Here is a 22,287-nt window from a genome sequence, read left to right on the forward strand (position 1 = left end):
GTTGGAGGTTCATGATGGGTTTCGATGACAAGATCGCCAACGCGTCCGAGGACGCCGCCGGCAAGCTGAAGGAAGGCGCCGGCCGGGCCACCGACGACGAGCGCCTGGAGGCGGAGGGCCGCAACGACCAGGCCAAGGCCAGCCTCAAGCAGGCCGGCGAGAAGATCAAGGACGCATTCAAGAGCTGAGTCGTACGTCCCGTCGCGCGCGCCGGGTCGGCCCCTGTTGCCGGCCCGGCGCGCGCGTTCGTGCCCGCTTGCGTCTGTGACCTCGGCGGGCCGACGTGCCGGGGTCGACGGCGGCCGGCATGCTGGGACGGTCCACCACCGAACGGGGAGAACATGTCTCGTCCTGCCGTGACCGCGCTCCGCGCCGCCGCCCTGGTGGCCGTGCTCGCACTCGCCGCCGGCTGCCAGTCCGACGACACCACCGACGACCCGGCAGCCGCGCCCGCCACCGCCGCGCCCACCGCCTCCACCGCGCCGACCGACTCGGTCGAGCCGTTCGCCGCAACCTCGACGCCGTCGGCGTCCACGCCCGCCGTGACCGCCGCCAACACCGCAGAGGTGTGCGGGGAGGTCGACCGGCTGATCCTCGCCGGCAGCAAGAAGCTCGCCGCCGACTCGGCCGCCGTCACCCGGGACAAGGAGACCACCCCCGACGAGCTCAACGACCGGCTCAAGCGGACCATCGCGGGGCTGGCCGGCGACGTACGCAGGCAGGCGGCGCGCGCCGAGGACCCGGAGATCGAGAAGCTGATCACGGACGTCGCGAAGCAGCTCGACGGGGGCGCGAAGGCGGCCAGCCCGGCGAAGTGGCTGGGGGAGACGTTCGTCGACATCCCGCCGAAGCTGGCCCGGGACTGCCACGCCTGACCCAGGTGGATCTCTTTCTCTTGATCGCCAGGGCGGAGGGCAGCGGCAAGGACGTCACCACCGCGCCCCACGGGTCGTAGCGGACCAGGAACAAGGCGCGGGCGGGTTCACCCATGGCTGGCCCGTCGTCTGACCTGGAAGGGCTCCGCTGTGAACGGCATCAGGTTCTCGACCGACCAGTACCGGCTGCCGACGTTCGAGGTCGACGACCAGCGCCTGCGGGTGCTCGGCGCCTGGTTGATCACCGACGTCTCCAAGCACCTGCTGGTCTGTCTGGACGCACTGGCAATGGTCGACGTGGGGCCGGCTGCACCCGTACCGGGGCCGCCTCTTCTGATCCGCCGGCGGTCTCGGGGACAACCCGGGGATCACCCCTGCCCGAAGTCGGGGACCGTCCACTTGTGACCGCGCAACCAGCCCTGCTAACTTTCCTTTGCATGTGCAAGGGTTGGTTATGAGCGACGAGCCGCCCACCGGGGACGACCTCCTGCGGGTGCTGGCGACCCTGGCCAACCCGCACCGCCTCCGGGTGGTCGCCGCGCTGGCCAGGGAACGCGCCTACGTCAGCCGGCTGGCACGCGAGCTGGGCATCAGCCGGGCCCTGCTCCAGGTCCACCTGCGCAAGCTGGCGGCGGCCGGGCTGGTCTCCGCGCGCCTGGAGCTTTCCGAGGACGGGAGGGCAATGAAGTACTACGAGGTGAATCCGTTCGTGTTCACCCTCACCCCCGAGACCATCCGGCGGGCGGTCGAGACGCTGACCCCGCCGGACACGGCCGGACAGGAGGGGGAATGACCGGGATGAGCGGCCACGACTGGACCGAGGTGATCGGGGCGGCCGGCATCTTCACCCTGCTCGTCACCGTCTTCACGGTGCTGGTCGTGCAGCTGTCCAAGAACCGCCGGGCCAGGCTGTCCGGCGGGCGCGAGGACGACTACCGCCGGCTCGCCGAGGCGTCGGCGCGGGCCCAGGAGACCAACGAGCGGCTCCTGGCCACGATCGACGCCCGGCTCGGCGAACTGGCGACCCGGACGGCCGCGCTGGAACGCGTCCTGCGGGACGTCGACTGAGCGCCGGCAACCAACGATGGCCCTGGGCCGCCGAGCGGCAACTCGACGACCCAGGTGGAAGCAGCATCACCTCGCCCGTGGGCGAGTTCTCAGCGCAACGCTCCTTCGACGAGAGGACAGCATCTCATGCTGCGTACCCGCAAATCCGCCACCGACCCGCCGCCGCGCACCGGCCTCCGCCGGGCCGTCGGCGCGGCGCTGGCGGCGGTCGTCGCCGGCACCTTCCTCGCCGGCCCGCCCGGCGCGGCCCGCGCCGATCCGGCAGCAAAGCCGACGGTAGGGCCGACGGCGTTCGGGCCGATCCGGTGGGTGCCCTGCCCCGAGGACGGGTCCGTCGAGTGCGGCACCCTGTCGCTGCCGGTGGACTGGGCCGACCCGGCCGGGCAGCGGTTCGATCTCGCCCTGGCCCGCCGGCCGGCGACCGACCCCGCCGCCCGCGTCGGCGTGCTGTTCTTCGGCCCCGGCGGTCCGGGGGACTCCGGCGTGCAGAAGGTGGTGGAGAGCGTGCGGTTCAGCGCCGAGCAGCGCCGCCGCTTCGACATCGTCAGCTTCGACCCGCGCGGCGTTGGCCGCAGCAACCCGGTGGTCTGCGCGGCGGACCTGCTCGCCCGGGTCCCGCAGGTGATCACCGACCAGGCGCAGTTCGACGCCACCGTACGCGACAACGCGGAGCTGCGCGCGGACTGCCGGGCCCGCACCGGCCCCATCTTCGACCACGTCGACACCCGCAGCGCGATACGCGACCTCGACGCCGTCCGGGCCGCCCTCGGTGAGGAGCGGCTGACCTTCCACGGCAGCTCCTACGGCACGCTGCTCGGCGCGCAGTACGCCGACGAGTATCCGCACCGGGTGCGGGCCATGGTGCTGGAGAGCGTGATCGACCACAGCCTGCCGATGCGGCCGTTCCTGGCCAGCCAGGCAGCCGCCGCGCAGGACTCGTTCGACGAGTTCGTGGCGTGGTGCGACCGCTCCGCCGACTGCGTCCTGCACGGCCAGGACGTCCGGGCCCGCTGGGCGGAGCTGCTCGACCGGGCCGAGCGGGGCGAGCTGCCCGATCCGACGTTGACCCCGTTCGCGCTGACCGCCCGCGCCCAGCGCGACCTCTACGGCCCCGACTGGGCGGTACTCGCCGGCCGCATCGCGACCTGGTCGGCAACCCCGGCGTCCGCCGCTGCCGCTGCCGCCGCCACCGCCGGCCCAGGGACACCGGCGACCGCAGCGAACCCGCTCGCCGTCTTCTGCCAGGACTGGAGCCTGCCCGTCGACAACTACACCGAGTACGCCCGGCTACTGCGCCGGCTCGCCGCGATCGCGCCCGACGTCCGGTATCCGCTGGTGGTGCAGGCGCTCGCCCTGTGCCTCGGCGCACCCGTCGGCAACCCGCAGCACCGGCTCCGGGGACGCACCGACGTGCCGGTGCTGGTGGCGGCCACCCGGCACGACCCGGTGAGCGAGTTCGGCCGGGCCGCCGCCGTCGCCCGCCAGCTCCACGGCGTCCTGCTCGCGTACGAGGGGTGGGGGCACGGCAGCTACACCACCAGCCCCTGCATGGGCGCCACGATCGACCGCTACCTGATCGAGCTGACTCCCCCCGCCCCCGACACCCACTGCCCGGCGGTGGAACCGGCCGCGACCAAGTAGAACCCCGTCAGGCCAGCCGGGCGGCGCGGGATTCCAGGTAGCGGCGCTCGGGGAGGCTGGTGGTGGATCGGGCCGCCGCTCGGTACGCGTCCCGGGCGGCGGCCGGGTCCCCGGCCAGCTCCAGCAGGTGGCCCCGCACGGCGGCGAGCCGGTGGTGCCCGGCGACGCGCTCGTCGCCGTCGAGCGGGGCGAGCAGGGCCAGGCCGGCGCGCGGACCGTCCACCATGGCCACTGCCGCCGCCTCGTTGAGGGTGACCATCGGGTTCGGGGCGAGCCGGCCCAGCAGCCGGTAGAGCGCCACGATCTGCCGCCAGTCCGTGTCGGCGGCGCTCGGGGCCTCGGCGTGCACCGCCGCGATCGCCGCCTGGAGCTGGTACGGCCCGGGCGGCGACCAGGTCAGCGCCTCGGTCACCAGGGCGGTGCCCTCGGCGATCGCGGCCCGGTTCCACCGGCTGCGGTCCTGCTCGGCCAGCGGCACCAGTTCGCCGTCGGGGCCGGTGCGTGCGTCCCGGTGCGCGTCGGTGAGCAGCATCAGCGCCAGCAGCCCGGCGACCTCGCCGTCGTCGGGCAGCAGCCGGCGCAGCTCCCGGGTCAGCCGGACCGCCTCGGCGGTCAGCTCGGCGCGCTGCAGGTCCGGCCCGCTGGACGCGGTGTAGCCCTCGTTGAACACGAGGTAGAGCACCTGGAGCACGGCGCGCATCCGCTCGTCGCGTTCGGCGGGCGAGGGCAGGACGAACCGGGCCCCGGCCGCCTCGATCCGCTGCTTGGCCCGGCGGATGCGCTGGCTCATCGTCGCCTCGGGCACCAGGTGGGCGCGGGCGATCTGGGCGGTGGTCAGCCCGCCGACCGCGCGCAGGGTCAGCGCGACCTGCGCCGACCGGTTCAGCGCCGGGTGGCAGCAGAGCAGGAGCAGCAGGAGGGTGTCGTCGCCGGTCGGCGGCTGCTCGTCGGGCGGCGGGGCCACCGCCGCGTACGCCGGCTCCCGGAGGGCCACCGCGACCTCGCGGTCCCGGCGGGCGTGCTCGCTGCGCCAGGCGTCGGTGAGCCGGCGGGTCGCCACGGTGAGCAGCCACGCCCGGGGATTGTCGGGCACCCCGTCGGCGGGCCAGCGGGTCGCGGCGGCCAGCAGCGCCTCCTGCACGGCGTCCTCGCAGGCGTCGAACTGGCCGTGCCGGCGCACGAGCAGGCCGAGGACCTGCGGCGCGAGCCCGCGCAGCAGGTCACCCACGCCCGCACCGCCGGGGCCGGTCGGACCGGAGCCGCCCGCACCCGCGACGGCCGGCCCGGCACCGGTCACATCTCCGCCCCGGCCTCGTCCATGATGGGCCGCACCTCCAGCACGCCGAACCCCCGCACCACGTCCGGCCAGCCGGCGGCGATCTCGGCGGCCCGCTCGATCGACTCGCAGTCCACGGTGAGATAGCCGGCGAACTGCTCCTTGCTCTCCATGAACGGCCCGTCGGTGACCTCGACCCGGTCGCCGGCCAGCCGGGCCGTGCGGGTCTGCGACGGGTCGGCCAGCGCCTGCCCGCCGACCAGCTCGCCGGAGGCCGTCAGCTCCCGCATGATCTCGTCGACCTCGCCGAAGAGGGCGGCCCGGTCCTGCTCCGACATGCCGTCGACGAAGCCGGGGCGGTTCCAGATCAGCAGCATGTACTTCACGGCGTACTCCTCACGTGTCGGCCGCGCCCCGTCGGCGCGTCCCGGCAGGGGGTCGGAGCCGGTGCGCCGAACCCGACACCCGGGCCGGGGCGGATCCGCCCGGGTGCAGCGCCGCCCGGTCGGCGGCGGAGGTGCCGGACGCCCAGCCCTCCTCGTCGGCGACGGTGAGCCGCTTGCTGGTCACCCCGGGGAACAGGTCGTCCAGCCGCTCCCGCACGGCGGTCGCGCGGGACGCGAGCACCGGCAGCAGCCGCTCCCCGCCCGCCTCCCGGGCCGCCTCTCGGCCCGCCTCGTCGGCGGCGGCCCGCAGCCGCTCGCCGATGCGCAGCGCGAACGCGTTGAGGAACGACTCGTCGTACGCCTTCGTGCGCCGGCTGCCGCCGCGCACCCGGCGCTCGGTGCGCCCCCGCAGCATCGCGGCGGTGGCCTGCACCAGCAGCGACGTGTAGAGCAGCTCGACGGCGGCCAGGTCGGCCGGGAAGCCGAGCACCGTGGCGAAGCCCAGGTCGTCGGACCACACCGACTCGCAGCGGTTCGCCGCCGCCACCTCCTGCACCAGCAGCGCCTTCGCCCCCGGGTACGGCGGCTCGGTGCCCAGGCGCACCCCGCCGGGCGCGTCGCCCCGCTCGGCCGTCGCCTCGACCAGGGCCGCGTCGATGCTGTGCCGGGCCATCAGCTCCTGCGCCTTGCCGGTCAGCGCCTCCGCCTCCGCCGGGAAGGTCGTCGACTCGGCCTTGGCCAGCAGCGCCCGCACCCGGTCGAGCATCCGTGACCCGCTGCCGCCGCGCCCGACGGCCGTGGCCGGGGCGGCCACGCCGGGCGGCGGGCGCAGCACCGCGATCGGCGGGAGCCCCTCCACCAGCGCCAGCACGTCGACGGCGTCGCGCAGGGCGGCGATCCGGTCGGTGCCCTCCCGGGCCGCCCAGGCCGTCAGGTGCCGCCGGTCGTCGTCCCACCACACGGCCGCGTCGAGGCTGGCGAGCTGGTCGTCCCACCAGGTCGGCACCGGATCGGGCTGGACCCTGCGCTGGGCGGCGGCCAGGTCGGCCACGAGCCGCCCGGCCGCCGGGCCGAGCCGGCGGGTCGCGATGCGGACCAGGTCGACGGGCTGCCAGCCCCGGGGCCAGAGCCGGCCCACGCCGCCCACCAGGCGCGCGGTCAGGGCGGCGTCGACCGCCGCCGGCCCGTCGGGCACGCCGGCGCCGACCACCAGGCGGTCCAACTGCCGCTCGGCGGCGCGTACGTCGGTGCCGCGCGCCGCCGCGAGGGCGTCGGCGACCAGCGCGTCGGCGTCCGGCACGAGCTGCTCCTCAGGGTCTGGTGGCGGAACGTCCGCTGGTCGGGGCGGAGCCGTCGACCAGGTGCCGCCGGGAAACCGTACCGCCGGAGCAGCACCCGCCGGGCGTGAGCGCCGCCACGGCCGACGAAATGACCGCCGGACGCCTCATCCGCTCCGGGTCGCCGTCCGTATCCATCCGTGCACGGGTGCGGAATCCCTCCGTGCACCGACAGCGGATCGACGGGACGGAGCGCGAGTTGTCGAGTCGTACCCATGCCAGGTCCGGCCCGGGTGGCCACCGCCGGCGGCGCGCCGCCACCCGGAACGGGCCGGTGGTCGCGTGCGTCGCCCTGGCCGTGGTCGCCCTGGCCACGGCCGGCGCCGGGGCCGTCCGCCGGGGCGGGCCGGACCAGGCGACCAGGCCGGTCGCGGCCGCGGGGGTCGCCGCGCCCACCCTCGCCTCGCCGACCACCCGGGCCCCGGCCCGGCCCGCGACCCCGGCCGCGCAGGCGCCCGCCGACATCACCTTCCCACCCCGGGGTACGGGCGACTTCCGCGCCGCCACCCTCCGGGGCGCCGTCGCCGGGCGCTCCGGTGAGCTGCTGCGGTACCGGGTCACGGTGGAGGAGGGGATCGACGGCGTCGACGTGGAGCGGTTCGGCCGGGAGGTGGGCGCGATCCTCGCCGACCCCCGGGGCTGGACCGGGGCGGGCCGGTGGCGGCTGCAACGCGTCGGCCCGGACGACCCGGCCGACTTCACCGTCGCGCTCACCACCCCGGTGACCCGGGGTGTCCTCTGCGGGGACGTCACCGACCACTACACGTCCTGCCGCAACGGCGACCGGGTGGTGATCAACGTGGCCCGCTGGGCGGGCGGTGTGCCGCAGTTCACCGGCGACCTCGCCACCTACCGTAGGTATCTGCTCAACCACGAGGTGGGCCACCGGCTCGGCCGGGGACACGAGCTGTGCCCGCGCGAAGGGGGACCCGCCCCGGTCATGCAGCAGCAGACCCTGGGCCTGCACGGCTGCCTCCCGAACGCCTGGCCCGAGGTGGACGGTGCCGTGTTCACCGGCCCGCCCGGTCAGTACGACGACCCGGTGCCGGACGGCTTCTGAGGTCCGGCCCCGGCGGCCCGTTCGGACGGGGTGGTGCGCTGCCGGCACGCTGGGTGAGTGCGATCGACGCAGATGACGGCTACCCTGGGGACGACCGGCACCCGCCTTCTGCTACGAGGGATCGCTGCCGGTGCCGATCAGGGGAGTTCCCGTTGGGCCCCGCCACGCCGCTGTCCGTTTCGTTGCCACCCCCCGGTGGCCTGTCGATCGGCCCGTTCACGGTCGCCGAGGGTCGGGGGCGACTCGTCGTGACCGGGGAGATCGACATCGCCACCTCGGGTGAGCTGGCCTCGGTCCTCGCCGACCTGCTCGACGGCGCACCGCCGACCGCCCTGGAGCTCGACTTCGGCGGCGTCCGGTTCCTCGACTCCTCCGGCATCCTGGTGCTGCTGCGCGCCCAGGGCCGGGCCGCCGACCGGGGCTGCCGCCTCACCGTCGCCGACGTGCAGCCCACGGTCCGCCGGGTCCTGGAGATCACCGGCGTGCTGGAGCTGCTCGGCCTGGGGACCATCCCGGCCGAGGCCGCTGACGACGCGACGCCGATTCGATGACGCCGGCCGCCCGGGTCGGCGCTCCCTGTCACGGCCGGTCGACCAGCTCGCCGGTCTCGATCAGGTCGCGGGCGACGTCGAGCAGTTTCACGTTGAGCCGCTGGCTGGCCCGGACGAGCAGCTCAAACGCCTGCTCCCCGGTCAGCCGGTGCCGCTCCATCAGGATCCCCTTCGCCTGACCGATCAGGTCCCGCACGTCCAGCGCCTGGGAGAGCTGCGCCAGCCTCCGGGCGTCCCCCATCGCCACGGCCGCGTGCGCGGCGAAGAGCACCCCGATCCGCTCCGACGCGTCGGTGAACGCCCCCGGCTCACGCGCGTAGAGGTTCAGCGCGCCGAGGTTGTCCCGGGCCAGGTAGAGCTGGAACGACAGCATGCTGCGTACGCCCAGCCCGTCGATCCGGCGGACGAAGTCCGGCCAGCGGGTCTCCGCGGCGACGTCGGGCATCCGCACGGTGTGGTGCTCGAAGAGCGCCGTCAGGCACGGGCCCTGACCCGTGTCGTACTGCGCCTGGTCGACCCGGCGGACCAGATTGCCCGTCGCCGCGCTGGTCACCACCCGGTGCCGGCCCTCTACCTCGGTGATCGCGGCGTGCCAGGCGCCCGGCACGGTGCCGACGGCGCACCGGACGATCCCGTGGAGGGTGGCGTCGAGGCCGGGTTCGTCCTGGAGCGCGCGGGCGATCTCGGCGAGGCGGCCGGCGAGGTCGTCGTCCGGCCCGGCGGTGCGCGGCCGGCGGCTCGACGTGGCCCTGATCCGGCGTGACCGGACCGGGTCCGGGCGGCTCTCGACGTCCATGACGGCCCCCTTCCGCCGCCGGCCCCTTCCCCTCTCGCCGACGGCCGTGGACCGATACCCGGGTGGCCGTCCGGCCAATCCCCGCCGACCTCGGCGGCCCACTGCCTGCGAACGTCCCGCCCTCGTCAGCGGGTGCCGCCTCCCGTCGTCAGCGGGTGCCGCCCGCCTCGTCGGCCTCCCGCCGGGGGAAGGACGCCCAGATGTGCTTCGTGCCCTCGGTGGCGTACCAGCCGACGTCCAGCGAGAAGGCGCGGGCGAGCTGGAGGCCACGACCGCCGGCCCCCAGCGGTCGGGTGTCGGCCAGCTCGGGCACGCTGGTCAGGTCATGGTCGGCGACGTCGAGGATGAACAGGTCGTCGTCGCGCAGCAGCCGGACGGTGGTCGGCGGCAGCCCGTGCAGCAGGGCGTTGGTGGCCAGCTCGGTGGCGACGAGCACGATCCGTTCGGGGATGTCGTCGAGCTCCTCGCCCTCGGCGAGCGCATGCCCGGTCAACGCCTCGTGCAGGGAGGCGCGCAGGCCGCGCAGCTCCGCCCCGGTGGACAGGGCCCAGGTCCGCATCTCGACGGCGCGGGGCGGTGGCGGCGACGTCCGCAGCGATCCCATGACCGGGCATTACCCTGGGCGCCCGCCGTTCACACGACCCACCAGGCCGGGCCCGCCGGGGTGAGCGGGCCCGGCCGTGGGTCGCGGTCAGGCCAGCGGCTTGCCGCCGGTCACCCCGAGCACCTCGCCGGCCAGCTCGGCCGGCTGGCCGGCCCGGCCCAGCGGGACGTCCCCGCCGAACGTGCCAATCGCGTCACATGGTGACAATCGCCCATTCCGGCGCGGGCCGCGGCGACCGGCGGGCGGCAGGGGGGTGCTCACCCGCCGTGGCCCGGACCGCTACCGTGTTCCGTGTTCCGGACCGGGGCGAGGCAGTCCAGGTGGAGCGGGACGGGCCGGCCGGCGTAACGGCATGGACACACGTGGGGCACCACACGGTGCCCGTTCCGGTCCATGATGTTCGTCGGTTGTTCGCATACCGGTTCACGGACCTGACGGGGAAGAAGACGATGACGGCCAGTACGAATGTTCCCAAAGTCAGCGTGGTGGTGCCGGCCTACAATTCCGGCCCGCACATCGAGAGGCTGATCGCCTCTCTGTTGCGCCAGTCGCTGCAGCCGGGGGAGTTCGAGGCGGTCTTCGTCGACGACGGCTCCACCGACTCGACCGGGGCCCGGCTGGACGAGCTGGCCGCCGCGCACCCGCACATCCGGGTGGTGCACATCGACAACTCCGGTTGGCCGTCCCGGCCGCGCAACGTCGGCGTCGCCAACGCCCGCGGTGAGTACGTCTTCTTCTCCGACGACGACGACTGGTTCGGCGACGAGGCCCTGGAACGCCTCTACGCGTACGCCGTGGAGAACGACGCGGACATCGTGATCGGCAAGATGGCCGGCCACGGGCGCTCGGTGCCGCGCGAGCTGTTCCGCCGGGACCGCCCGGACGCCACGCTGGACAATGCCCCGCTGATCGACAGCCTGACGGCACACAAACTGTTCCGCCGGTCCTTTCTCGAAGAGCACGAGATCCGCTTCGTGGAGGAGAAGCGCCGGCTGGAGGACCACCTCTTCGTGGTCCGGGCCTTCCTGCTGTCCAAGCGCACCTCCGTGCTGTCGAACTACGTCTGCTACCACCACATCCGCCGCGAGGACGCCGGCAACGTGACGGCGCAGGGGCTGGACCCGGCGGGCTACTACGCCAACCTGCGCGACGTGCTGGACGTCGTCGACGCGCACACCGAGCCGGGGCCGCTGCGCGACAAGCTGCACCGGCGCTGGCTGCGTAACGAGATGGTCAGCCGGCTGCGCGGCAAGCGGTTCCTCCGGGAGCCGGCCGACTGGGTGGAGCAGGTGGCGCTGGAGTGCGGCAAGATCGTCCGTGAGCGCTTCGCGCCGGGTGTGGCCGCCGGGCTCCCGCCGTTGCAACGGGCGATCACGGCCCTCACCGCGGCCGACGACGTCGCCGGGCTGCGCGAGTTGGCCGAGTGGGAGGCGGGCGTCCGCGTCCAGGCCCGGGTCGACGACCACCGGGTGGACGGGACGGTCCTCACCGTCGACGTCACCGCGCACCTCGCGTCCGGCGACCAGCCGGTGGCCCTCACCGCCTCCGACGGGCGCTACCAGATCGTCCTGCCCGTCGACCTCGACCCGGAGATCCTCGACGTCACGGCCCGCCGGGCCATGGCCCGGCTCGACGTGGTGGCCCGGCGCAAGGAGGGTGGCGAGGAGTGCTTCCTGCCGGTCGAGTTCCGGGTCGAGGACGCCCCGGTCCAGGGCGCCGGGCAGGGGCGGGTGCATCTCGTGCACCACGCCACCGCCACGGTGGACTTCGCCACCCTGAACTCGGGCCGGACCGAGGGCACCTGGCTGCTCAAGGCCCGGCTCACCGAGAACGGGTGGACCGAGGACGCGCGGCTCCCGCTGACCTTCCGGTGCGCCGCTGACGGCGCCGCCCCGGTGCGGGTCGTGCCCGCCGCGAAGAAGAAGCCCGCCCTGCACCGGCGCGTCCGCAACCGCCTGCGCCGGGTGGCCAACCGCCTGCTGGGCCGGTAAGGAAGGGCCCCCTGTTAACGCATTCGGTATAGCAGGGTTCCCCTCTCACCTCTCTCGTGGACCGGCGGGCATCCCGGGCGGATGAACCGTTTCGCTGCTGCCCGCGTAGTCATTGTCAGCGCCGCGCGGCGTCCAACCGGCCGGCCGGCCGGTTGGACAGCCGGACAGCCGGACGGCGGAGCGGTGCGGCGGCGCCGACGATCCGAGGTGTCCCGGTGGCGGGGCGACGGGAGGACCACCATGACCAGCGACCCGCGGCCCGGACAGCGGACGTTGCGCCGGGCCTGGGGACTCACCCGTTCCCTGGCCATCTACCACGGCCAACCCCACAAGCACCGCCGGGCGCTGGAGCTCTACCGGGAGTTCCTCAAGCCCGGGGACGTCGGCTTCGACATCGGCGCCCACGTCGGCGGCCGGGTACGCACCTGGCGGCGGTTGGGCGCGCGGGTGGTGGCGGTGGAGCCGCAACCCGACTGTCTGCGGGCCCTGCGCCTGTTCTTCGGCCGGGACCCGAACGTGACCATCGTGCCCGAGGCCGTCGGCGCGGACGCCGGCCGGGCGCGGCTCGCCCTGTCCACCGCCACTCCGACGGTCTCGACGATGTCTACCGAGTGGATCGAGTCGGTCACGGCGGACAGCAGCTTCTCCGGGGTCCGCTGGGACCGGTCCGTCGAGGTCGACGTGGTGACCCTCGACGACCTCGTCGCCGCGCACGGCGTGCCCGCGTTCTGCAAGATCGACGTCGAGGGCTTCGAGGTGGACGTGCTGTCGGGGCTCAGCCGGCCCCTGCCCGCGCTGTCCTTCGAGTACCTCCCCCCGGCCCATGACGCGGCCCTCGCCGCGCTCGACATCGTGGACCGGCTGGGCGGCCCGGCCGGCGGGTACCGCTACAACTATTCGCCGGTGGAGACGATGCGCTACGCCGCTGACGAGTGGCTCGACGCGGCCGGGCTGGTGCGGCTGCTGGAGCGGTTCCGCCCGGCGGGCCGGTCCGGCGACGTCTACGCCCGCCTGCGCGGGGCCTGAGGCTGGTCCCGGCGCAGCCGGCGGGCCGTTGCGCGGGGCCTGAGGCTGGTCCCGGCGCGGGTGTCGGGCCGCGATCCGTTGCCCGGGGCCGGAGGCCGGCCCCGGCGCAGCCGCCGAGCCCGATCCGTTCGGTGGAGTGAGATTCGCTCCGATGGTGGTGCGTTCCGTCGCCGGGATCATGTCTGATGGCGATCGGCCTGATTCCGGCGAGGCACGAGATGGTGAGGCGGTTTCGCCTCTTACGGTGTCCTCGGCATGCCGGCGGGTGGACGCTGCCGGGGCCGACCCGGTGGCGCGATGCGGGCGCTAACAGGGGGTTTGTCTCGATGCGTGTTCGGAGCCGCGTGATCGCGGGTCTGGTGGCCGGGACTGTCGTGTTGATCGGTCAACCGGTCATCGCGGCGGTGTCTGCCTGGCAGGCGGGTCCTGCCGCCAAGGCGCTCGTCGTGGAAAGGCCGGGGCACACCGGCCTGGTGCCCAGCGCACCGCGCAACGATGTCCCGAGGATCACCGACGGTGAGGTCACCGACATCGAGGTGATCGGGAACCGGGTGTTCATCGCCGGCTCGTTCACCGGGATCGCCAACGTCGGGCAGACCGCGCTCGCGCAGCGGTGGCTGGCGTCGTACAACATCGACACGGGCAAGGTCGACACCGGCTTCCGGCCGACGTTCGACGGGGCCGTCGAGTCCGTCGAGGCGTCGCCGGACGGCTCGGCGCTCTACGTGGCCGGCACGTTCAACACCGTCGGCGGACTCACCAAGCGCAAGGTCGCCCGGCTCGACCCGGTGACCGGTGCCCCGGTCGCCGGCTTCACCGCGCAGGGCAACGGCCGCGGGACCGCCCTGGCCGTGACCAACAACGCGGTGTACGTCGGCGGCCAGTTCACCAAGATCAACAGCACGAACCGCACCGGCCTGGCGGCGCTCAACCCGACCACGGGGGCGGTGGACGCCGGCTTCGACCTGCAGCTGTCCGGTGGCATCGGCGTCGGCGGCATGCTCACCGTGCAGCAGCTCAAGCTGACCCACGACGGCGCGAAGCTGATGGTCGTCCACACCGGCCGGCAGATCGCCGGCCAGGACCGCTACGGCGTCGGCCTGATCGACACCGCCACCAAGGCGCTCCTGCCGTGGCGCACCCGCCTGTGGGAGGACAACCTCTCCTTCGTCGGCGGCATCCAGCGGGCCTTCGGCGGCGACATCTCGCCGGACGACTCGTACTTCGTCGTCACCAGCGGCTCGGGCGGCGACCGCCCGCCGATCAACGACACCGCGATGGCGTTCCCGATGGCCGGCGGCGACCACGTCGAGCCGATCTGGATCTCCCGGCACTTCGACAGCATCTACTCGGTCGCCGTCACCGAGGCGGCCGTCTACGTCGGCGGCCACTTCAGCTGGCAGGAGTCGCCGACCGCCAACGTCCCGTGGCCGGGCCTGGACAACGTCGGGTACGGCACGGGCCAGGGCCTCAGCGGCTACGGCCTCGGCGACCAGGTGGTCCGCCGTGACCACCTCGGCGCGCTCGACCCGGCGACGGGCACCGCCCTGGAGTGGAACCCGGGTTCCAGCTCCTACGAGGGCGAGAAGGCGATGCTGGCCACCCCGCGCGGCCTCTTCGTCGGCGGCGACGGCAACACCAAGGGCGGCCTCACGGTGGGTCGGGTCGGCTTCTTCGACCTGGGCCGGGTGCCGGCGCCCTCGGCGGTGGAGACGACGATCGACACGCCCATCGAGGGCCGGGTGAAGCCCGCCAACGGCTCGTTCACGATCGAGGGCCAGGCGACCGCGCCGTCCGGCGTCAAGAAGGTGCAGCTCGAGATCCAGAACCGCGGCTCCAAGAAGTACCTCCAGCCGGACCTGAAGACGTGGGGCTCGTCCGCCGTCATCGTGTCGACCCTGGCCAGCCCGAACGCCACCTCGACCATGTGGTCGCTGGCCGTCTCGCTGCCCGTCGGCGAATACCAGATCCAGGCGAAGACGTTCGGCCGCACCAGCAGCGAGACCGACGCGACGAAGGCCGTCAAGAAGATCGAGACGTTCAGCTTCGACGACCTGCCCCCGACGACGAAGTTCAGCGCGCCGGCCGCCGGCCTGCTCGCCACGAAGACCTTCGTGGCCACCGGCACCGCCACCGACGACAAGGGCGTCAACGCGCTGACCTACTCGTTCCGCACCCCGGACAACCGCTACCTCCAGGACGACGGCACCGTCGCGCCGGTCTACAACACGTTCCGCACCGAGCCGGACGTGATCGGCGCGGTGTCGACGACCTGGCAGGTCGAGGTGACCCTGCCGACCGAGGGTGAGTGGCGGATGACCGCCACCGCCATCGACACCGCCGGCCAGAGCGACCTGCGCGGCGAGAACCGGGACTGGATCATCGCGGAGGACGGCGTGGCGCCGACGGTGGCCATCACCGCGCCCGCCGCGATGACCCCGCCCACCGCCGCCGGCCCGGTCACCGTGGCCCCCGGCAGCCCGCTCACCTTCTCCGGCACGGCCAGCGACGACGGCACCCTGAAGTCGGTCGAGGTCTACCTGCGCAACACCACCACCCGCGAGTCGCTGGCCGCCGACGGCACGTGGGGCCCCGACGCGGTCGCGGCGTACCACCGGGTGTCGCCGACGAACCTCAACGCCGCGTCGTACAACTGGTCGTTCACCACCGCGGCGCTCACCCCGGGCATCTACGACTTCCGGGTACGCGCCACCGACAACCTGGGCCTGGTCACGACGAACGCCAACCTGGGCAAGCTGGCCGTCACCGCCCAGGTGCCGGGCGACGCCTTCCCGAACGGGAAGCTGAACTTCACCGGCACCGACCAGAACGTGGAGCAGTTGCACCTCAACCTGGCCGGCACCGCGACCGACGACAAGGGCGTGCAGGGCGTCCGGGTGGCGCTGCGCGACCTGGACACCGGCCGGTACGTGCAGCCCAACGGCACGATGGCGGCGAGCTTCGCCACGGTGAACGCCACGCTCGCCTCGCCCGGCGCGACGAGCACCACCTTCACCCTGTCGATCGACCTGCCGACCAAGGGCGAGTACAGCGTCGAGGCGTGGGCCGTCGACACGTCGGGCCAGCAGGACAGCTCGACCTCCGGGGCCACCGCCAAGTACCTCGTCTACCCGGGCGACCTCGACCCGCGCCTGGAGCCGAGCCTCAGCCCGACCAACGGCGCGGTCTTCGGCGACTCGCGGATCGTGGTGACCGGGCGCGCGGTGGACGACGTCGGCATGTCGAAGGTGGAGGTGCAGATCGTCAACGGCGCGGGCCAGGGGATGAACTCCTCCGGCGCGTTCGGCGGCGGCTCCGCCCCGTGGATCGCCACGTTCCTCACCAGCCCGGGTTCGCCGGGGTCGAACTTCGCGTACACGTCGCCGGTGGTGCCGGCGGGCGCGTACACGATCTCGGTGCGGGCGGTCGACAACTACGGGCAGCTCCAGCAGCCGCCCACCACCATCTCGGTGACCGTCAGCTGAGCTGACGGCAGCCCAACCCGGGCCGCGGCGGGGCTACTTCCGCCCCGACGCGGCCCGGCCCGTATCCGGCCGCCGGCCCGATGCGGGCCACGTCACCGGTCGGGGGCCGTCTCGGCGGCCGGGCGGCGGGGGCAGCCCCGCAGGGCGTACGCGACGAGCCCGACCACCGCGAGGACCGTCGCGCAGACCGTCGCGGCGGTGGTGCCGGCCGGCTGGACCAGCCAGGCACCGACCTGCAGCCGCACCTGGTCGCTCGGCCCCAGCCACGGCAGCATCGCGACGAGGGTCCAGGTCAGCGGGGCGATCCAGGACAGCGCGGCACCCAGCAGCGCGGCGCCGAGCGCGGTGAGCCCGAGCAGGCCGGCCGTGTTGCGCGCCACCACGCCGAGTGGTTCGAACCGCACGTCGGTGAGCGTGCTGGCCAGGAGCAGCGCGACGATCGCGGCGGCGGCCAGCAGGACGTGCCCGGCGCGGCGGGCGGGCCAGTTGACCGACGCCGTGTGGTCGAGGGCGTCGTCGGCGCCGCCGAGCGTGGTGCCGACGGCGACCGCCGCGATCAGCGCGGCGACGCTGACCACCCGGGCGTTGACGGTCTGCCCGTCGGAGAAGTACGGCCAGCTCGCCCAGAGCGACCCGACCGCGCAGACCGTGCCGGCCAGCGCCAGGGGAACCCGCCGGGCCCGCAGGTACAGGCGGAGCCACCTCACGGTTGCGCCAGGAACAGCAGCGAGTGGAACCGGTCGATCTCGCAGCCGAGCGCGGCGGTGCGGGCCGCCTGCACCCGCTTGCGCTGCTCGTCGGAGGGCAGGTTCCGCAGCTCCCGGAGGGCGGCGCCCACCTTCTCCCGCTCCTCGGGGGTCGATCCCTGACCGAGGGCCGGCTGCCCGCCGGTGAGCCAGGCGACGGCGACCGCACGGGCCAGGTAGGTCGTGTGGTCGGTCCCGCACTCCCGCCACCAGGCGGCGTCGAGCAGCGCTGCCCGCAGTTCGTCGGGCGAGACGTCGGAGAAGCCGGTCCAGCCGACCGATAGGGCGTCGAAGACCAGGGTTCCGTCGTCGCGGACATGGTTCGCGTCCGACCGGACCGTGTTGTCGAGCAGCTGCGTGCTCTCCTCCACGCGGGTGGGGCGGTGCCGGGCAGCTTCGCGTCGATGAGGGCCAGCGTCTCCCGGGCCGGGCCGACGACCCTGGGCAGCAGCGCGGCGTGCGCCCGGGTCACACAGACCTGGGGGCCGTCGTCGTCGCAGACCAGCTCGACGGCGGCCGGATCGAGCACGGCCGACCCGGAGTAGCCGCCGGTGGGCAGCAACGGCACCGCCACGGCGGCACCGACCACGGCCGGAAGCACGGCCAGTGCGACGGCGCGGCGGCCGACCGCGCCGAGCAGCAGCAGCCCGGTCGCGGCGAGGGCCGCCAGCCACAGCGCCTGGAGCAGGCTGACCGACGACGGGATCGTCTTGAAGTCGTTCAACGAGCTGATGGCAGGGGCCAGCAGCAGCACCGCCGGGTCGGGCCGGACCTTCGTGAAGTTCTCGTCGTAGCCCGACATCGAGACGTAGTCGGGCACGAAGGTCAGCACGGCGAACGCGACCACCGCGAGGATCGGGGCGGTGGCCACCCGGGGCACCGCCCGCCCGGCGGCCATGCCCAGCCAGCCGGCGGCGACCAGCGCGAGCGCGCCGACCGCGGTGATCGGGATCGTCGCGACGGCGAAGTACCCGGCGGTCGGCGCCACCCAGGGGATCCCGAGGAGGAACGTCAGCAGGTACACGGTGACCAGCGCGAGCGCGTATCCGGCGGCGAGCGGGACGCTGCGCTGCCACCGGGGCCGGACGGTGGTGCCGAACAGCTCGTCGACCCGGTGCCGTCGGTCGCGGCGGCCCAGCCATGCGCCGCCGGCCAGTGCCAGTGGCATCAGCAGCATCAGCGTGGACCGGGCGTACACCGCCAACTGCGTCCACCGCCCCGCGTACCCCCCGGTGACGGTCAGCATGAGCGCGGCGCCGACGATCACCAGCAGCAGGGCGATGCCGGGGACCGCCGAGCGGCGTACCTCGATCCGCATGATCCGCCCGGTCATGCCGCCACCCGCTCCCGGTGGGCGCGCAGCAGCGCCGAGTAGCCGCGCTCGGCGGCGCTGTCCCCGGCGTCGCCGGTGCCGCCCTGCGCGGCGAGCTGCCCCGTGGTGCCCTGCCACACCAGCCGGCCCTCGTGCACCAGCACCACGTCGGTGCAGGCCACGGCGACGTCCTCGACCAGGTGGGTGGAGACCAGCACGCAGCTGTCCGACCCGATGTCGCGGAGCAACTCGCGGAAGTCGAGCCGCTGCTCGGGGTCGAGGCCGACGGTCGGCTCGTCGAGCAGCAGCAGCTCCGGGTCGTTGACGATCGCCTGGGCGATCCCGGCGCGGCGCACCATGCCGCCGGAGAGCGTCTTCATCCGGGCGTCGGCCCGGTCGGTCAGGCCCACCCGGTCGACGGCCCGCTGGACCGCGCCGGGGATGTCGGCCTTCGGCATCTCCTTGAGCCAGGCCATGTACTCGACGAACTCCCGGACGGTGAAGCGCGGGTAGAAGCCGAAGTGCTGCGGCAGGTAGCCCAGCCTGCGGCGGACCCGACGCAGGTCGGCGCGGCCGCTGACGTTCTCGCCCAGCAGGTCGAGCCGCCCACCGGCGGGCTTCACCACGGTGGCGAGCGCCCGCATCAGGGTGGTCTTGCCGGCGCCGTTCGGGCCGAGCAGCCCGTGCACACCGGTGCCCAGCGCCAGGTCGAGCCCGTTGACCGCGAGGCGTCGGCCGGCGCGGACAGCCAGGTTCTCGGCGTGCACGGTCCACGCGTACGTGGTCGGTGCGGTCTCCGCCGCGCTGACGGCACGCATCATGATCTCTCCGTTCGTCGTGTCGTCGGCGGTGCCCGCCGACGGAGAAGGGGATGTACCGGCCGGACGACCGGGGTCGCCGGTGACGACCGGTCAGCTCCGGTCGGCGCGCAGCCGGCTGTGGTCGGTGGCCCGCAGGAGCACCACCGCGCTCAGCGCGACGGTGGCCAGCGCCCAGCCGGGCCAGCTACGGGTCTGGAGGACGACCGGCAGTTCCTGGCCGACCAGGCTCGGCGTGATCACGCCGACGGACCAGGCGATCGCCAACCCGAGCGCCGCCCGGTCCACCCCGACCAGCCCGCCCAGCGCCAGGGCGCCGGCGGTGAAGGCCAGGCACGGCAGCAGCCACAGCGCCGGCGAGTGCCCGGTCCACCAGCCCGCCATGGCCAGCACCGGGACGACCGCCGTCAGGATCGCCAGGGTCCGGCGCAGCAGCAGCGGCAGCCCCGCGCGGGGCACGGTGGCGATCAGTTCCCAGGCCGGATCGGTGCGTCGGCTCCACGCGGCGGCCACCAGCAGCAGCGGCACCAACGGCGCGACCAGCAGCACCGGCGACGGCATTCGGCCCGACACCATCTCCAGCAGGACCGCGACGACCACCAGCGCGGTGGTCGTGGCCAGCCAGGGCAGGAGCCGCGCGGCGACACCGGTGCGCCGTAGCCGGCGGCGACGCACCGGCCCGGGCCCGGCGTCGAGGCCGGCGGCGATCCCGACGGCCACCCGGTCCAGCAGTTGCCGGGCGGCCGGGTCGGCCGCGTCGGCCAGCAGCGCCCGGCACCCGGCGCAGGACTCCAGGTGCGCCTCGACGGCCCAGACGGTGACGTCGTCGACGCCGTCGTCGCCGGTGGCGTACCGGGAGATGAGGGTGGGGGTGGGGTGGTCGGTCATGACAGCGCCTCCCGTAGCGCGATGCGGGCCCGCCGCGCGTACGTCTTCACGGTTCCCTCCGGCATGCCGAGCAGCACCGAGGTCTCCCGCGTGGTCAGCCCGTCGAGCACCATCGCGCGCAGGACCCGGCGCAGGTTGGGCGGCAGCGCCAGCAGCGCCTGCTCCAGGTCGGCGTCCATCCCGCCGGCCAGCGCCTCCTCCTCGGCGGCGGGGGCGACGGTGGCGAAGGTCCGCACCGCCGGGACCCGCTCGGCGCGGGCGCGGGCGCGGAACGCGTCGACCAGCCGGTGGGCGGCGATCGTCCACAGCCAGCCGACGGCGCTGCCGCCGCCCGCGTGCTGGGCCTGGCTGCCGGCCGACCGCCACACCGCCAGGTAGGTGTCCTGGAGCACCTCGGCGACCACGTCGTCGTCGGCGCAGCGCCGCCGCAGCCGGGCGGTCAACCAGGGCGACGTACGGCGGTACAGCTCGTCGAAGGCCCGCCGGTCGCCCCGGGCGACGCGGCGCAGCAGCGCACCCTCGTCGAGGGTCTCCAGGCTCTGTCTCACAACAGGCAAGACGATCCCCGGGCCCACCCCGGTTTCCCATCGGTGGTGATCCACGTCACACTTGGCGGGGGGTGTTGCCGGGGCGGTCTCGGCCGACGGGGCCGGCGGTGGCTGTTGTTACCGATAACATCGACGCCTATAGTTTTCTGGCGAGAGTCGCCCCGGTCCAGCGTCGGCGGCGGTCGGCTCCGCCGCCGAAGAGGAGACAACGATGAGACGTACCGCTTCCCGCCGCCGGTGGGTGACCGCCCTGGCGGCCGGGTTCCTGCTGGTCGGCGCCGCCGTGGGTCTGTACGCGCCGGCTGGCCAGGCGCTGGAGAACGGGGTCGCCCGCACCCCGCCGATGGGTTGGAACAGCTGGAACACGTTCGGCTGCAACATCAACGAGACGTTGATCCGGCAGATGGCGGACGCGATCGTCAGCAGCGGGATGCGCGACGTGGGCTACGAGTACGTGGTGGTGGACGACTGCTGGTTCAACCCCAACCGGGACTCCGCCGGCAACCTCCAGGGGGATCCGACCCGGTTCCCCAGCGGGATGAAGGCCCTGGGCGACTACATCCACGGCAAGGGTCTCAAGTTCGGCATCTACCAGGTGCCGGTGGACAAGACCTGCGCGCAGTACTTCGGCGGGTACCCGGGGGCGACCGGCAGCCGCGGGCACGAGGTCCAGGACGCGCGGCAGTTCGCCGCGTGGGGGGTCGACTTCCTCAAGTACGACTGGTGCTCCCCGCAGGGCACGATCAACGACCAGGTGGCGACGTTCGCCAAGATGCGCGACGCGCTGGCGGCGACGGGCCGGCCGATCGTGTTCAGCATCAACCCGAACAGCATCCACGAGAAGACGGGCCCCCAGCGCAACTGGGGCGACGTGGCCAACATGTGGCGGACCACGGAGGACATCACCAACGCGTGGAACACCGGGCAGACCAACGGCTACCCGATGGGGATCCAGAACATCATCAACGTGACCGTGCCGCTGGCGTCGTACGCCCGGCCGGGGGCGTTCAACGACCCGGACATGATGGAGGTCGGCCGGGGCGGGATGACCGACACGGAGATGCGTAGCCACTTCGCGATGTGGGCGATCATGGCGTCGCCGCTCATCGCGGGCAACGACATCCGGTCGATGAACGCGGCGACGCAGACGATCCTCAAGAACCAGAACCTGATCGCCATCAACCAGGACCCCCTCGGCCTCCAGGGGGTGCAGGTGTCCAACGACGGCACCCGCCGGGTGCTGGCGAAGAAGCTGGCCAACGGTGACGTGGCGGTGGCGCTGTTCAACCAGGGCAGCGCGACCACGACGGTCTCGATCACGGCCCCCGCGATCGGCATGAGCCCCGGCACCCTCACCCTGCGCGACGCGTGGACCAACGGCACCAGCACCACCACCGGGACGATCTCGGCCAGCGTCCCGAGCCACGGCACGGTCGTCTACCGGGTCAGCGGCCCGGGCAGCACCCCGCCGCCCCCCACGACCCCGCCGCCCACCCCGCCCTCGCCCTCCCCGTCGCCCACGACGGGCCCGCCGGCCGGCGGGTGCCGGGTCGGCGCGACCGTCAACGCGTGGAGCACGGGCCTGACCGAGGACATCACGATCACCAACACGGGCAGCTCGGCGATCAACGGGTGGTCCCTGGCGTTCACCCTGCCGGCCGGGCAGAGCATCACCGGCGGCTGGAACGCCACCTACGCCCCGACCAGCGGGCAGGTGACCGCCACCAACGTCAGCTACAACGCGGCGATCCCGCCCGGCGGCTCGGTGTCCATCGGCTTCCAGGCCAACCACACCGGCAACTCGGCCGCACCGGCGGCCTTCACGCTCAACGGCAGCCCCTGCTCCCGCGCCTGAGGGAGCGTGACGGCCCGAGCCTGA

24 protein-coding genes are annotated in these 22,287 nt (G+C 74.0%); 14 read left to right on the forward strand and 10 right to left on the reverse strand.

The features are described from left to right. The first annotated feature begins 14 nt into the window (after positions 1–14). The 6 genes from LPA42_RS04920 to LPA42_RS04945 all read left to right on the forward strand — a co-directional run bounded on the left by LPA42_RS04920 (position 15) and on the right by LPA42_RS04945 (position 3,584). Positions 15–188 (forward strand): CsbD family protein, encoded by a 174-nt coding sequence (locus tag LPA42_RS04920; RefSeq protein WP_043961622.1) that lies wholly within the window; start codon positions 15–17, stop codon positions 186–188. A gap of 168 nt (positions 189–356) precedes the next feature. Next, a complete protein-coding gene (locus LPA42_RS04925) occupies positions 357–875 on the forward strand; it encodes a hypothetical protein (protein ID WP_077935852.1) in 519 nt (172 codons plus the stop codon). 150 nt (positions 876–1,025) lie between these two features. Next, on the forward strand, positions 1,026–1,280 hold the full coding sequence (locus LPA42_RS04930; RefSeq protein ID WP_077935853.1) for a hypothetical protein: 255 nt from the start codon (positions 1,026–1,028) through the stop codon (positions 1,278–1,280). A 49-nt stretch (positions 1,281–1,329) separates the two neighbouring features. Further along, positions 1,330–1,668, forward strand: a complete 339-nt coding sequence (locus LPA42_RS04935) for a helix-turn-helix domain-containing protein (protein WP_077935854.1) — start codon at positions 1,330–1,332, stop codon at positions 1,666–1,668. Further along, on the forward strand, positions 1,665–1,943 hold the full coding sequence (locus tag LPA42_RS04940) for a hypothetical protein (protein ID WP_052503604.1): 279 nt from the start codon (positions 1,665–1,667) through the stop codon (positions 1,941–1,943). Before LPA42_RS04935 ends, LPA42_RS04940 begins: the two co-directional genes overlap by 4 nt. A 126-nt stretch (positions 1,944–2,069) precedes the next feature. Next, entirely contained in the window at positions 2,070–3,584 is a 1,515-nt protein-coding gene (locus LPA42_RS04945) for an alpha/beta fold hydrolase (protein WP_077935855.1), read from the forward strand. A 7-nt stretch (positions 3,585–3,591) separates the two neighbouring features. On the opposite strand, the gene LPA42_RS04950 is transcribed toward LPA42_RS04945, so the two are convergent. The 3 genes from LPA42_RS04950 to LPA42_RS04960 all read right to left on the reverse strand — a co-directional run bounded on the left by LPA42_RS04950 (position 3,592) and on the right by LPA42_RS04960 (position 6,546). After that, a complete protein-coding gene (locus LPA42_RS04950) occupies positions 3,592–4,812 on the reverse strand; it encodes an RNA polymerase sigma factor (protein ID WP_077935868.1) in 1,221 nt (406 codons plus the stop codon). 65 nt (positions 4,813–4,877) lie between these two features. Beyond that, complete coding sequence (locus LPA42_RS04955) at positions 4,878–5,237, reverse strand: YciI family protein (RefSeq protein WP_228986398.1); 360 nt, start codon at positions 5,235–5,237, stop codon at positions 4,878–4,880. Between the two features lie 19 nt (positions 5,238–5,256). Beyond that, the gene (locus tag LPA42_RS04960) at positions 5,257–6,546 is read right to left on the reverse strand and encodes a DUF2786 domain-containing protein (protein ID WP_077935857.1); all 1,290 of its coding nucleotides are present in this window, start codon (positions 6,544–6,546) and stop codon (positions 5,257–5,259) included. Positions 6,547–6,782: 236 nt separating this feature from the next. On the opposite strand from LPA42_RS04960, the gene LPA42_RS04965 reads away from it, so the two are divergent. Then, a complete protein-coding gene (locus LPA42_RS04965; RefSeq protein WP_308291145.1) occupies positions 6,783–7,643 on the forward strand; it encodes a DUF3152 domain-containing protein in 861 nt (286 codons plus the stop codon). A gap of 248 nt (positions 7,644–7,891) precedes the next feature. Beyond that, positions 7,892–8,194, forward strand: coding sequence for an STAS domain-containing protein (locus tag LPA42_RS04970; protein ID WP_158229365.1), 303 nt, complete (start codon positions 7,892–7,894; stop codon positions 8,192–8,194). Between the two features lie 28 nt (positions 8,195–8,222). Here the strand turns inward: LPA42_RS04970 and LPA42_RS04975 are convergent, their stop codons facing one another. After that, complete coding sequence (locus LPA42_RS04975; RefSeq protein WP_077935859.1) at positions 8,223–8,990, reverse strand: GAF and ANTAR domain-containing protein; 768 nt, start codon at positions 8,988–8,990, stop codon at positions 8,223–8,225. A gap of 148 nt (positions 8,991–9,138) precedes the next feature. Further along, positions 9,139–9,594 (reverse strand): ATP-binding protein, encoded by a 456-nt coding sequence (locus LPA42_RS04980; RefSeq protein ID WP_077935860.1) that lies wholly within the window; start codon positions 9,592–9,594, stop codon positions 9,139–9,141. A gap of 449 nt (positions 9,595–10,043) precedes the next feature. On the opposite strand from LPA42_RS04980, the gene LPA42_RS04985 reads away from it, so the two are divergent. From LPA42_RS04985 to LPA42_RS04995, 3 genes are all read left to right on the forward strand, one after another. Beyond that, positions 10,044–11,585: a glycosyltransferase family 2 protein gene (locus tag LPA42_RS04985; RefSeq protein WP_077935870.1), complete on the forward strand. Its 1,542-nt coding sequence runs from the start codon at positions 10,044–10,046 to the stop codon at positions 11,583–11,585. Positions 11,586–11,825: 240 nt separating this feature from the next. After that, positions 11,826–12,611 carry an FkbM family methyltransferase gene (locus tag LPA42_RS04990; protein WP_043961628.1) on the forward strand — a complete coding sequence of 262 codons (786 nt, stop codon included), beginning with the start codon at positions 11,826–11,828 and terminating at the stop codon, positions 12,609–12,611. Between the two features lie 446 nt (positions 12,612–13,057). Then, complete coding sequence (locus LPA42_RS04995; protein WP_228986359.1) at positions 13,058–16,096, forward strand: Ig-like domain-containing protein; 3,039 nt, start codon at positions 13,058–13,060, stop codon at positions 16,094–16,096. Between the two features lie 92 nt (positions 16,097–16,188). Here LPA42_RS04995 and LPA42_RS05000 read toward each other — a convergent pair whose 3' ends face one another. Further along, the gene (locus LPA42_RS05000; RefSeq protein ID WP_077935862.1) at positions 16,189–16,803 is read right to left on the reverse strand and encodes a hypothetical protein; all 615 of its coding nucleotides are present in this window, start codon (positions 16,801–16,803) and stop codon (positions 16,189–16,191) included. Continuing rightward, entirely contained in the window at positions 16,800–17,213 is a 414-nt protein-coding gene (locus tag LPA42_RS05005) for a hypothetical protein (RefSeq protein ID WP_077935863.1), read from the reverse strand. Before LPA42_RS05005 ends, LPA42_RS05000 begins: the two co-directional genes overlap by 4 nt. A gap of 33 nt (positions 17,214–17,246) precedes the next feature. Between LPA42_RS05005 and LPA42_RS05010 the strand changes: the two genes are divergently transcribed. Continuing rightward, on the forward strand, positions 17,247–17,387 hold the full coding sequence (locus LPA42_RS05010; RefSeq protein ID WP_158229366.1) for a hypothetical protein: 141 nt from the start codon (positions 17,247–17,249) through the stop codon (positions 17,385–17,387). 6 nt (positions 17,388–17,393) lie between these two features. After that, positions 17,394–17,636, forward strand: a complete 243-nt coding sequence (locus LPA42_RS05015; protein ID WP_077935864.1) for a hypothetical protein — start codon at positions 17,394–17,396, stop codon at positions 17,634–17,636. A gap of 535 nt (positions 17,637–18,171) precedes the next feature. On the opposite strand, the gene LPA42_RS05020 is transcribed toward LPA42_RS05015, so the two are convergent. The 3 genes from LPA42_RS05020 to LPA42_RS05030 form a co-directional block, all read right to left on the reverse strand. After that, positions 18,172–18,975, reverse strand: a complete 804-nt coding sequence (locus tag LPA42_RS05020; protein WP_077935865.1) for an ABC transporter ATP-binding protein — start codon at positions 18,973–18,975, stop codon at positions 18,172–18,174. A 90-nt stretch (positions 18,976–19,065) separates the two neighbouring features. Continuing rightward, positions 19,066–19,860: a zf-HC2 domain-containing protein gene (locus tag LPA42_RS05025; RefSeq protein WP_096761563.1), complete on the reverse strand. Its 795-nt coding sequence runs from the start codon at positions 19,858–19,860 to the stop codon at positions 19,066–19,068. Beyond that, a complete protein-coding gene (locus LPA42_RS05030) occupies positions 19,857–20,408 on the reverse strand; it encodes an RNA polymerase sigma factor (RefSeq protein WP_077935866.1) in 552 nt (183 codons plus the stop codon). The genes LPA42_RS05025 and LPA42_RS05030 overlap by 4 nt, the downstream gene beginning before the upstream one ends. A gap of 211 nt (positions 20,409–20,619) precedes the next feature. Between LPA42_RS05030 and LPA42_RS05035 the strand changes: the two genes are divergently transcribed. After that, the gene (locus tag LPA42_RS05035) at positions 20,620–22,263 is read left to right on the forward strand and encodes a cellulose binding domain-containing protein (protein ID WP_228986360.1); all 1,644 of its coding nucleotides are present in this window, start codon (positions 20,620–20,622) and stop codon (positions 22,261–22,263) included. Positions 22,264–22,287: the final 24 nt, after the last annotated feature.

This window comes from Micromonospora sp. DH13 (assembly GCF_020873825.1).
Classification (GTDB): Bacteria; Actinomycetota; Actinomycetes; order Mycobacteriales; family Micromonosporaceae; genus Micromonospora; species Micromonospora haikouensis.